9 protein-coding genes and 1 pseudogene are annotated in these 11,742 nt (G+C 70.5%); 8 read left to right on the top strand and 2 right to left on the bottom strand.

Annotated elements, in window-relative coordinates; all coding sequences use genetic code 11:
• Positions 1-114: 114 nt before the first annotated feature.
• Entirely contained in the window at positions 115-4,002 is a 3,888-nt protein-coding gene (locus J2S46_RS00785; protein ID WP_191294350.1) for a carbohydrate-binding protein, read from the bottom strand.
• A gap of 1,590 nt (positions 4,003-5,592) precedes the next feature.
• Here J2S46_RS00785 and J2S46_RS00780 point away from each other — a divergent pair.
• The 6 genes and pseudogenes from J2S46_RS00780 to lexA all read left to right on the top strand — a co-directional run bounded on the left by J2S46_RS00780 (position 5,593) and on the right by lexA (position 9,130).
• Complete coding sequence (locus J2S46_RS00780; RefSeq protein ID WP_191294349.1) at positions 5,593-6,720, top strand: helix-hairpin-helix domain-containing protein; 1,128 nt, start codon at positions 5,593-5,595, stop codon at positions 6,718-6,720.
• Positions 6,717-7,754 carry a DNA polymerase Y family protein gene (locus tag J2S46_RS00775; protein WP_191294348.1) on the top strand — a complete coding sequence of 346 codons (1,038 nt, stop codon included), beginning with the start codon at positions 6,717-6,719 and terminating at the stop codon, positions 7,752-7,754. Before J2S46_RS00780 ends, J2S46_RS00775 begins: the two co-directional genes overlap by 4 nt.
• A 93-nt stretch (positions 7,755-7,847) precedes the next feature.
• Positions 7,848-7,970, top strand: coding sequence for a hypothetical protein (locus tag J2S46_RS00770; protein WP_268255745.1), 123 nt, complete (start codon positions 7,848-7,850; stop codon positions 7,968-7,970).
• The gene (locus J2S46_RS00765; RefSeq protein WP_191294347.1) at positions 7,963-8,283 is read left to right on the top strand and encodes a hypothetical protein; all 321 of its coding nucleotides are present in this window, start codon (positions 7,963-7,965) and stop codon (positions 8,281-8,283) included. The genes J2S46_RS00770 and J2S46_RS00765 overlap by 8 nt, the downstream gene beginning before the upstream one ends.
• Before the next feature lie 158 nt (positions 8,284-8,441).
• A pseudogene (locus tag J2S46_RS40750) lies at positions 8,442-8,635 on the top strand (LexA family protein); the annotation flags it as partial.
• Positions 8,609-9,130, top strand: coding sequence for a transcriptional repressor LexA (lexA, locus tag J2S46_RS00760; protein ID WP_370882296.1), 522 nt, complete (start codon positions 8,609-8,611; stop codon positions 9,128-9,130). The pseudogene J2S46_RS40750 and the gene lexA, both read left to right, overlap by 27 nt.
• Positions 9,131-9,209: 79 nt before the next feature.
• Here lexA and J2S46_RS00755 read toward each other — a convergent pair whose 3' ends face one another.
• The gene (locus J2S46_RS00755) at positions 9,210-9,905 is read right to left on the bottom strand and encodes a hypothetical protein (protein ID WP_307348176.1); all 696 of its coding nucleotides are present in this window, start codon (positions 9,903-9,905) and stop codon (positions 9,210-9,212) included.
• 208 nt (positions 9,906-10,113) lie between these two features.
• Here J2S46_RS00755 and J2S46_RS00750 point away from each other — a divergent pair, with 208 nt between their 5' ends.
• Positions 10,114-10,518: a hypothetical protein gene (locus J2S46_RS00750; RefSeq protein ID WP_191294345.1), complete on the top strand. Its 405-nt coding sequence runs from the start codon at positions 10,114-10,116 to the stop codon at positions 10,516-10,518.
• 658 nt (positions 10,519-11,176) lie between these two features.
• The gene (locus J2S46_RS00745) at positions 11,177-11,656 is read left to right on the top strand and encodes a hypothetical protein (protein WP_229913370.1); all 480 of its coding nucleotides are present in this window, start codon (positions 11,177-11,179) and stop codon (positions 11,654-11,656) included.
• Positions 11,657-11,742 lie beyond the last annotated feature (86 nt).

Genomic DNA, 11,742 nt, shown 5'->3' with positions numbered 1-11,742 from the left:
GGGACCGAGTGCCGTTGCCCGAGGCAGGCCAGCCCGGCGAGGGCCCGGGGTCCGCACGGCGCAGAGCGTTCCGGCCCGGTGCCCCGGGCCGGAACGCTCTGCGCCGGGGCTGGTTCAGCCGGCTGTGACGGTGATGCTGTCGATGTTGATGCTGCCGGAGTCGTTCGGTCCGACGAGCAGCTGGACCTCGTTGTCGCCCTTCATCAGGGCCACGGGGACGTTGACGGTGCCCCAGGTGTCCCAGTTGGCGGTGGTCGGCAGTGACACGGTCACCGTGGAACCGCCGGCCGCCAGCGAGATGGTGCGGGTGACCTTCACGTAGGGAGCCGTCCGGCCGCCCGTGGAGTTCGCGTACCGGATCGCAACCGTGTGGGGCCCCGCAGCCGGGGCCTTCACCCGCAGGGTGTCGGAGGCATCCGGGTACAGGGTGTCGACGAAGCTGGCTCCGACGGCTCCGGTGGCGCCGCTGTGGTTGCCCGCCGCCTTCGCGCCACCGGCGAGGATGCCCTTCTCCGCTTCGCACAGGGTGCCGACGGTACAGGCCGGTGCGGTGACGGTGATGCTGTCGATGTTGATGCTGCCGGAGTCGTTCGGTCCGACGAGCAACTGGACGGGGTTGTCGCCCTTCGGCAAGGTGACGGGGACATCGACGGTGCCCCAGGTGTCCCAGTTGGCGGTGGTCGGCAGTGACACGGTCACCGTGGAACCGCCGGCCGCCAGCGTGATGGTGCGGGTGACGTTCAGGTACGGGCCGGGCGACTTTCCGCCCGTGGAGTTCGCGTACCGGATGACGGCACTGTAGGTGCCCGCGCTGGGGACGGTCACCCGCAGGGTGTCGGACGCGCCGGTGTAGAGGTTGCCCACGAAGCTGCCGGTGGCCCCGACGTGGTTCGACTGGGTGGTTGCGCCGCCGGCGTAGAAGCCCGACTCCGCCTCACAGGGGTCTCCTGCCGCGCAGCCGTAAATCAGGGGTGCTGCGGTGGAGGTGCCGGCCTCGGCAGTGCCGTCCTGCCAGGTGGTGCTCGCAAGCAGTGCCGTGGCGGGCCCGCTGGTCGCGGGCGGCGTGACCGTCCAGGTGACTGTGGTGGAGACACCTGCCGCGAGGCTGCCGACGTTCGTGCCACTGACGGGCTGGGCGGTCCATCCGGCGGGGAGGACACCCAGGGTGGCGCTCACGCCGTCGGCGGTTCGTCCGCCGTCGGAGGTCAACGACAGGCTGACCGTCGCGGCCTGGCCGGGGATGAAGCCCGGAGCGGTCAGGGTGGAGGTGACATGGGCTGCCGAGGGGTCGGGCAGGGCGAGTTCAGCGATGCTGGCCGTGCCACCGCCGAAGGTGAGGGTGACGGCCTGCGTGGCGGTCGTCGGCCATGACGCGTGGAGGTCTCCGCTGGTCGGAACGTCGCCGGCGGTCACCTTGGTCCAGGTGCCGCCAGTGGACTGGACCCAGGCCTCGTAGGTGGTGGGCCTGGTCGGTCCCCACTGGATGTCGGCCTTGCCGGTCTGCTTGCCGGGTGCCAGGGTGACGGAGAGTGACGACGGTGCTGTCGACGTGGCGGTCCAGACGGTGGCCGTGCTGCCGTCGACGGCGGCGGCGGGCGGGTTGTCGGACAGGGCGGACGACGCCTTGACGCTCTGGCACCGCGCCTGGTTGGACGTCGGGGCCAGGTCCGGTCGGGCGGTCGGCACGATGAGCGGAGAGCCCTGAGCGAGGATCTGCGTCCCCGAAGGGAACTTCACCGTGATCGGCGCGCCGGAGGCGAGGGAGACCGTGGTGGTCTGCGGTCCGATGGCCAGGGTGACGGATCGTCCCTGGTACTGAAGGCCGGTGAGCGTGATGCCGTCACCGAGTTGCGGGGTCAGCATCGGGTCGAGCACCAGGCCGTCCTGCTGCCAGCGCAGACCGCCGAGGCCGTAGGGGAAGGTCTGCAGGAACCCGCCTGCGCCGGTCGCGAAGTTGAAGGCCGGGTTGCCCTGGCCGGCTGAGGCCCCCGTGAACTTGGTCTCCAGGAACTGTTGGAAGGGGCCGCGGAGGAACGGGGCGTAGGAGTTCCGCATGAGGGTGTCGGTCAGGCAGCCCGGGGTTTGGGCGTAGGCGGCGATGACGGCCTCGACCGACGCGGTCATGGCCGGGCCTCCGGGGTCCGTCAGCGGGAGGTAGCGGTGGAGGTCCGCAGCCGCCACCGTACGGTCGGTGACGTACCCGATGGGGTAGGACATCATGACCGTGGCGGCCTGCTTGACCGACTGGTTCGTGTAGCCGGCGTACTCGGGGTGGGTCCCGTCCGGGTCGACCGGGATGAACAAATTGTCGCCCACTGTCGTCCAGGCCGGGTCGGGGCTCTGTCCGGCGGCCTGCGCGGCCAGGACCGCGTTGCGCAGGGCGACGACGGCGCCGGCGTTCGTCGCCGACTCGTCGTTCTTGTCCCAGGCGTACTCGTCCGCGGACTGCACACCGTTGACGTGGTAGGTGCCGTCGGCGTTCCTGTCGACGCGACTCGCCCAGTAGTCGGCGACGGCGCTGATCACGGGGTAGCCGTAGGACTTGAGCCAGGTCAGGTCGCCGGTGGCCTGGTAGTACTGCCACTGGGCGAGCGCGATGTCGCTCTGCAGATGGTCCTGGCTGGAGGGACAGCCGTTGAGTCCGCCGCAGGTCCCGCTCGGGCCGTTGTCCCAGGCCCAGGCGCCGCCCTTGAGGGCTCTGCTCGTCACCCCCGCCGCGTTGGCCTTGGCTGCCGCCAGCGTGTTGTAGCGGAACATCACGATGGACTTGGCGAGTTCGGGGTGGAAGGCCAGCAGCGTCGGGTACATCCAGGTGTCGGCGTCCCAGAAGATCACGCCGGCGTAGTTGTCGCTGGTGAGGCCGGCCGGGGGGATGCTCCAGGAGACGCCCTCGCGCAGGCTGGAGTAAAGCAGGTAGAACGAACTGTAGATGCCAGCCTGCAGGGCGTTGCGCCCGGTCGCGGTGATGTTCGGCGCCCAGAGGCTGGCCCAGGCCGCCTGGTGGCGCGTCAGGAGGTCCTGCCAGCCGCTGTTCGCGGCTGCGGTGACGGTGTCGGCTGCGACCGTGTCGGGCGTGGTGGTCTCGTTCGAGGTGGAGATGCCGACGTACTTGGTGAACGTGTACGTCCGGCCCGCCGTCACCGGAATCGTCCACTGCTCTCCGGCGGTGGCGGTGTCGGTGGGCGCCTGCGAGGTGGCGGTGACAGTGGTTCCGGGGCTCGCGACGAGGCGCTGGGTCTCGATGACCTTGGTGTCGCGGCCCGGGGTGCTGAGGCTGACCGTCGAGGTGTGGGTGGCGGTGTCCACAGTCCGGGAGACGGGGGTGATGCGCTGGGCTCCCGCGCCGTCGAGCAGGCCGGTGAGGGACAGGCTGCCGCTCCACGCGGGGGTGACGGTGACCTGGACCTGACCGAGGTTCATCACGTCCCGGTTGGCCAGGACGTCGAACTTCACCGCCGTGGCCTTTCCCTCCGTAGGTGTCCAGGTCATCGAGGTGCTGACAGTGGCGTTGCGCTGGTCGAGCGTCTGCTGATAGCCGGTGATCTGACCTGCCGGTACCATCGCGTCCAGCGTGTTGCCGTCGATCCCGAGATTCATCGTCGACCAGGTCGGTAGGGCGGAGATCTCGTCGGTCGGCTTGCTGCCGTAGGGGATCCGCTCGTAGACGCCGGCCACCAGCGCCGAGGTGTACCGCGGGTTGTAGAGCGGCCAGCCGGCCTTGTCGGTGGACTGCTGAAAGCCCTGGCCGACGGCGGGCAGCCGCTGCGAGAGGTAGCCGTTGCCCACGAACGGCTGCTTGAGGTAGTCGGCCGAGTCGAAGGCGGTGTTCGTCAGGACCCACGGGTCCGCGGGTCCTGTGTCCGGCTCGGCGACCGCGGGCAGCGGCGAATCCGCAGCCAGGGCGGGAGCGGCGGCCCACGTCGGCAGCACGCACAACAGTGCGGCGAGTGCGGTGGTGGCGGCCAGGGCACGTCTGCGTCCCGGGACTGATGGATGTGTCATGTTGTTCTCCCCTGCACTGGTGAAGACCGTCGCGACCGGCGCGAGGGCACAGGTCGGCAACCCGGTCCGGAGGGACGACTGACATCGTCAGACTTCAGAAGTTGAACTGGCGATGGTAAAGACCGCACGCACCTTCGAAGGAGCGATACGGGGACCACCTGCATGTTCAGGACCAAAGAAGTGGACGTCATATTTACCGCGCCGTCACGTGCTGTCAATGCACTCCACACACGAATGGGCCTAGCAGGGGGCTTTGCGTACAACTAATGAACTAATGGCTTTGGAGGCGCCCGTCGACGACCGCCCGGGGCAACGGACCGCCGTGAGCCTCGGCGAATGGGCCCCAGGCCTGCTCAGCCCCTGTGAACGCCAGTCGTACGGTCAGCGCAACCGATGACACCCGGAAGCCCCACGGCGGAACCGCGCGCCCTTGGACCGTCCACGTCGGCTGCCCGGTCCCCCCGCCTTCGGGCGCCACAGAAGCCTCCAGCATGCGGGCGAGAGTGGGAACAAAACCGCCCAAAGTTACCCTTATCAACTGCTCGCGTGCCCACTACCTACATAGGGATCCTGCGCTGCACTGCCATACCTATCGCCAGCCGCATGCCAAGTCCGACCCGTTACCGCAGGCGCCGGGTTCTGGTTTGTTCCGGCCCCGTTTCGAAGGTTCTCCTGGGACAGGAGTCGCTGAACCGACGGTGATCATCGCGACTCCGAGCGATGAATCTGCCAGGAGGACCAATGAAACCGAATGTCGAAGGGCGCTTCCCCGGGGCAGCGATCTACCTGCGTTGCTATCCCTTTGACGAGTTGGCCATGCCGACACACCAGTACGCTCTGAACCGGTTCGCGGACCAGTTGGGGCTTCCGGCTCCGACGGTCTTCCTGGACAACGGCTGTCCCTCGCGGGGACCGCTGCCTGCACTGGAGCACGTGGTCGACCTGGCAGCCGCAGGGGCTGTTCGGGTGGTACTGGTACCGGGCCCTTTCGTCTTCTCACTGTCCGACATCGAGGCCCACCGTGTCCTCGCCCGGCTCGGCAAGCTGGGCTGCCGTGTGGTCGAGCTCCCGGTCCCGCACCGAACGACGAATTGGCGGTCGGCGCAGGGGCGACCGCCTTGTTGATCGGCCGTCAGCCCCTGCAAAGCGTCAGCCGCCAGCACTGTCAGGGTTGAGGTGGACCTGCGCGAAGATCCTTCGGGGCGAGGTCGCAGTTCGGATCCCGCCCAAGGACTCGGGCCTACGCCAGTTGCCGGCCGACAGCGGCCTCGTCCAGGGCTTCGCAGCCTACGGGCACGGCATGCTCGTCGGTATGGCCCAACCGCCCAAGGGCCCAACGGGCCGACGGTCGGACCGCCGACCTCGAAGAACTGGCGCGGCGCCTGTGGTTCTCGCCTGGCCACCTGGGCCGCCGACTGCAGGGGCCCCAACGAACTGCACCTCGACCCAGTACGCGTCTACGCCTGGCGCTGCGGGCGCGGCCGATGCCAGAGGCCGCGCCGCGGACCGCGGCGACGGCCAGCCCGGCCCCGCGCCGGGGGCCGGCGCCGTGTCCTCGCCGGCCGACGCCTCGACCGCGAGCTGGAGAACATGGGCGCCTACGGCTTGGCCCGGGCCCACGCCGTCGCCTTCGCCCTGCCCACTCTGCAGTCGGCCTGGTTGAAGGCGCACTACCCGGCGCCGTTCTACGCCGGGCTGCTGGAGCACGACCCCGGCATGTACCCCAAGCGCCTCGTCCTCGCCGACGCCCGCCGGCGCGGCGTGCCGATCCTCCCGGTCGACGTCCAGCACTTCGGCACCGACTGCCGCACTGAACAGCTCCCGGACGGGCGGCTGGGCCTGCGCGTCTCGCTCACCGACGTACACGGCATCACCGACGACCAGGCCGCCCGGATCGCGGCCGGCCGCCCCTACACCGGCGTCGCCGACTTCCGGGCCCGCGCCCGCCCTTCCCAGCCGGTCGCCGACCGCCTGGTACGCATCGGCGCGCTGGACGCCCTCGCCCCCGGCGCCCACCGCCGCGAACCCCTGCTGCAGATCGACGAGCTCCACCGCCAGCACCGCACCGCCGCCATCCCCGACCAGCTCGTCCTCGCCGCCCCCGCCCCGCCCGAGCCGGGCGCCACCGGCCTGCCCGCCATGTCCCCGCAGGAGGAGCTGTGCGCCGAACTGGAGGTCATCGGCATGGACGCCTCCCGCCACCTCATGGAGCCCTTCCACCCGCTGCTCGCGGAGCTCGGCGTCACGCCCTCCCACCGGCTGAAGGACCAGCGGACGGGGGAGATCGTGCTGGTGGCCGGGGCGAAGGTCGCCATCCAGACCCCGCCGATGCGCTCCGGCCGGCGCACCATCTTCGTCTCGCTGGACGACGGATCGGAAGGTGGGCAGGTCGACCTCACCTACTTCGACGACACCCACGCCCAAGCCGCCCACCCGCTCTTCCACCACCACCTGCTGCTCGCCCGCGGCACGATCTCGCGCCGCGGCCGGTCGGTCACCGTCATCGGCACCCACGCCTGGAACCTCCAGGACGTCGCCGACGCCCACGCCGCCGGCGGCACCCCCGCGGTGCGCGCCCTGCTCGCCGCCGGATCCGCCCCCGGCCCCGTGCACGACGACGCGGACCGCACCGCCACGGACACCGGTGCAGGTGACGGGCGTCCGGCCGGCCCGGGCGCCGGACGGCTCTGGCACGCCTCGCAGGGGAGCCCAGGGTGACGAATCGGGACCGCGCGATCCTCCACCTGCGCATCCACCGCCCCTCCTTCGAGGTGTACGCGCAGCTGTTCAGCGTGCTCGCCGACGTCTCGCCGGTGGTGCAGGCCCTGCCGCCGGACGGCGCACTGATGGACGTCACCGGCGCCCTCGGCTACTTCGGCCGCACCCCGGCCGGCCTGGCCGACCTGCTGCAGACCCGGCTGCTCGCCCGCTACGGCCTCACCGTCTCGGTGGGCGGCGGCGGTACGCGCATGATCGCCACGATGGCCGCCGAGACCTGCGCCCCGGGCGAGGTCCGGGTGCTGGACCCCGACCCCACGTCCGTGACGAAGTTCTTGCGGGCGCGGCCGGTGCGGGCACTGCCCGGCGTGGGCCCGGCCCTTCTGCGGGGACTGGTCCGGTACGGCATCGAGAGCGTCGGGGACCTCGCCGACCTGCCGCTGTCCACACTGCAGCGCATCGCCGGCGGCAGCACCGGCCGGCTGCTGCACCAGCGCGCGCACGGGATCGACCCAGGGGGCGTCACGGTCGGCGGCCCGCCGGCGAGCATCGCCGCCGGCCGCCGCTTCGAGCGAGACGTCCTGGACCCCGACGAGGTCCGCCAGGCACTGCTGGCCCTGGCCACCGACCTCGGCGCCCGCCTGCGCACCGCCGGCAAGACCACTCGCGGCGTCGAACTGCAGGTCACCTACGCCGACCGCTCCACCACCACCCGCTCCCGGACCCTGCGCGAAGCAACCGCCCACACCCCCGTCCTCCAGGACACCCTCTACGCCCTGTTCGCCGCGCTCGGCCTCCAGCGGGCCCGCATCCGGGCCGTCACCGCCCGCGTCAACAACCTGGCCGCAGCCGAACGCAGCTTCGTCCAGCTCACCCTCGACGCCGCCACCGAGAACAACCGGGCCCTGGAGCCGGTCCTCGACAAGGCGAACAACCGCTGGGGCACCGGCACCGTCCACACGGCCGCCCTCACCAACCCCAAGAGCCATGCCACCCGCCCGACCCTGCGCCCCCGCCACCCGGACCGCCCGTGACACCGGCACTCCGGCCACCGGGCACGCGCCTGGCCCCACAGCGTCGGCCCCGCACCGAACCGCCGAAACCGCCCCTGACCCCGAAGGATCGACATGCCCCAGTCCCTGCCGCTCCCCAAGGACCTCACCCCGCAGCACGAACCTGCCGACGCCCGCCGGGCACCGCGCGACGCCGCCGCAGCGGCCGCGGCCGTGAAGGAGGACGCAGATGCCTGACGCCATAGGCCCGGAGGAGAACGGCGAGAGGCCGGTCGAGCCGTCCTGGCCGGCCTGGCTGCCGGAGCTGGAGGAATGGCTGTCCGTGGCCGATGCGGACGACGGACAGCCCGGCGAGGACCCGGGCATCCTGGAGCTGATCGGCGGGCCCCTCGACGGCGCCTTCGTCGACGCGGCGTTGCTGTGCGCGGAGGAACGCGAACAGGGCCTCGCTCTCACCTGCCCCGGCTGCGGCTACCCCCACGGTCGCTCCCTCTACGACCCCATACCCGGCCGGCCCGGAGCCCTGCGCTGGGCCGGCGACATCCCCTGACGAACACCGCCCGGCTGACCCACCACCGCACGCCGGGCACCCGGGCCGGGGCCCCGGGGCCCCGGCCGCAGCAGGGCCCGGGCGCCGGGCCCCGGCGGGGCGCTGTTGTCGTAGGGCGGGGATAGTGTCCGACCAAGATCGAAGCAGATGGGGGAGTCATGGTGAGCGCCCAGGCCGACAGCGGAGGGGCCGGCCGCCCCGCGGGCGTCCGGCGAAACAGCGACGGACTGACCGACCGGCAGACCAGGATCCTGCGGTTCGTGGAGCGGACGGTCGAGCTGCGGGGCTTCCCGCCGAGCATGGCGAGATCGGCGAGGCCGTCGGGCTGAGCTCGGTCTCCTCGGTCTCGTACCAGGTCCTGGCGTTGGAGAAGAAGGGCCACCTGCTCCGCGACCCGCACACCCCCCGCGCCTACCGCATCCGCCACAGTCCCTGGAACACCCTCCCGCAGGACGGCTCACAGGGCCGGTCCGGGTCCGTGGACCTGCCGGTGCTGGGGCAGATCGCGGCCGGCGCCCCGATCGTCGCCGAACAGCAGGTCGACGACGTCTTCACCCTGCCCCGGCGCCTGGTCGGCGAAGGAGAGCTGTTCATCCTTCAGGTGCGCGGCGACTCGATGACCGGCGCGTCCATCCTGCCCGGCGACTGGGTGACGATCCGCCGCCAGGACACCGCCCGGCACGGCGACATCGTCGCCGCCCTCCTGGACGGCGAGGCCACCGTCAAGCAGCTGCGAATCACCGACGGCCACACCTGGCTGATGCCCCGAAACCCCGCCTACGACCCGATCCCCGCCGGCCAGGCGACCATCCTCGGCAAGGTCGTCTCCCTCCTGCGCCGCCTGTAGAGCGGGCCGGGTCCCCGGATGAAGGCAGTCGGGGCAGGGGCTCGGCTGCATTGCGGCGGTGCGGGTGGCGATGGTGAGGTCAGCCGCCGCTTTGCAGGCCGGCTGCTTCCTGCCCCGTTTCGATCTTCGTGCTGATGGCCAGGACGACGCCGATCGTACAGCTGTCAGCCCAGGCGCACACCGGGAGGTCATACGAGGAGGCCGATCCGCGCAACGTCGCCACCGTGCAGTGCAGGACCACCGCTGTGTCCTGCGTCGCGTAGCCCTGGGCGGGGGTGGTGGCGAGGGTGAGCGTGGTGTTGGACGTGTTGGCCAGCGGTGCCGCCTTCAGTGCCAGATCTGCCTGCCCCGCCAGGTCCTGCGGGTAGGGCCGCGGAAGGTTGACCCCGGCGAAGTAGAACGGCTTGTTGATGTCGAACCCGGCCGCGACGGCGGTCGGCGAGCGCTCGGCGAAGAGCGATGCCAACTGCACGCCCATCTGCCGCGCGTAGCCCTCTCGGGTATGTCTCCGAGCGTCACCGACGGCCTGCGGGGCGGTCAGTTCGTGCTTGGCGGGCAGCTCGGGCGTCAGTGCGGCACTTCCGTCGCCCGCCGAGGTGGCGGTCCCGGCGGCCGGTTCGGTGGCGGAATCGGCCGTGGTGCATCCGACCGCCAGTGCGGCCAGGACGGCAAGTAGGGCTATCGACCGGTATCTATGCATTTGTTGAACTCCTTTGGCCGGTCTGACCGGTCCCTTGAGGCGGGGCAGCGCTTCCCGCAGGCCCATGATCGGCAAGGTACCGGTCCTGAGGGGGAGCGGGTCCGAATTATGTGCCCGACGCCGGTCCGCGATCTCGCTGCCGCGGGTCCAGCCCCGAATCGCAGAGGGCACTACTCCCGGCCGATGTCCCGCAATCCCGCCCACGACCCCAACCCAGCCCTAGGGTCGATCCGCGATCTGCGCCAAGGGGAAAGGTGGTACCGCAGTGTTCCCAGGGTTCACGGTGGACGAAGAAGGCCGCTACGTGCAACGGGTGTTCACCGATGGGCAGCCGCGAAAGCCATGTCATGTGTACGTCGTGGTGCATGACGGACTCGGCGCGGCCAAGTACGGCTTGGGGGAGACGGGGCCGCACGACATCCGGGTGCGCGATCACCTCAGAGAGGGGTGGCGCGAGCACGATCGGAAGCTGTTTGGCGATCGGTCGGCTGCCGGAGCTGTGGAGGACTACGTGCGTTGGTCGCTGCGTGCGCGCGGGGTCCGGGCGTTCCTGTCGGCCGAGCAGATGCCGCAGAAGGGCGCGTCCGAAACCGTGGCGCTGGCCGAGATGTCGGCCGAGCAGCTGTGGGAGCTGGTGGAAGAGGCCGCCACCGTTGTCAAGGTCGAGTACGTGGTCCGCCAGGGGTAGCCCGATGCGCCGCGCTCACCCCGGCCGGCGCCTGCTCCTACCTGCACCTGTTCGAGACGCCATCGGGCCCCGGAGGCCCCACGGCTTCCTGGTGTCCGGGGCGGGGGGAGGTCGAGGACCAGGACGTGGTGGGGCGCTGACCTGTACCAGGGGATCGCGGTTCCGGCGTAGCGTTAGCCCCAGCTCCGGTTGGCGGCCTGCGCGACGGCCTCGGGCTGTTGAGCATGATTTTGTCGGGTCATATGAGAGCCACTGCTTCGGTGTGAACGGGAGCCGGGTGCAGACCGTTCGTGGCGGTGGTGTACTCGCCCGGGACGGGTGCTCTTCGGTGAGTTCGGGGGCCACTTCGGCGGGAATGAGAGCCACTGATCGGGTGACCGGGCGGGTCTGGGCGGAGTGTCCGAAATGACCGGGTCAGCGTCGTCGATAACGTGTGGTCGCGGGCCCGGGTTGCCTCCCTGACAAGTCGTGGCCAGGGCCCGCCCCACACGAAGCGAGAGCACTGCGACAGCATGCCGTGATCGAGCCCCTTGGGTTCCTCGGAGTGCCTGACGCACTGGTCCAGCTGGCCGTCGCGTGGCGTACCCGGCCGTCCCCCGTCTTCAACACCGCTGTAGCGTTGTCCGCAGACGATCAGGGGGGTTCAGTGACGAGGTCCTTGCACTTCAGCTGGGAACTGAGCGGCTCCGGCTGGGCGACGTGCAGGATCTGGGACGGCTCGACGAAGCACCGGGACATCGTCAGCTACTGCACAAACGCGCTCGCCGACTTGTTGAAAGGCGTGTCGGGCCTTTACGGCCCCCATGGCATCCAGCGGTTCTCGTTCGACCTTGAACCGGCAGAGGCGCGGTGGATTCTTCGTCGCCGAAACAGTGACGTGCACATCACAATCCGTCGCTTCCCGGACATGTCGGCCAGCTTCGACGCACCGGACGGGAAGGGCACCCTCGTGTGGACGTCCACACGTCCTCGCACCTCCCTGGCGCATGCGGTCCTGATGGCTGCCGAGAAGGTGCGGGGAACCCACGGTGAGGACGGCTACCTCCAGAAGTGGCGGCTGCACGCCTTCCCCACCACCGAACTGGAAACCCTTCGGCACCTGCACCTGGCAGCGGATAACTGCGCTCTCCAGCACTGAACCAACGGCGCCTCACGGCGCAAACACGAGCTGAGCCAGAACTGCTTCTTATGCTCAGAGCCAGCCATCGGTGGGGGTCAGTCCTT

The organism is Kitasatospora herbaricolor (assembly GCF_030813695.1).
In the GTDB taxonomy this organism is placed as follows: Bacteria; Actinomycetota; Actinomycetes; order Streptomycetales; family Streptomycetaceae; genus Kitasatospora; species Kitasatospora herbaricolor.
Note: the sequence above shows the minus strand (reverse complement) of the source record. Positions and strands in the feature narration are given on the sequence as shown.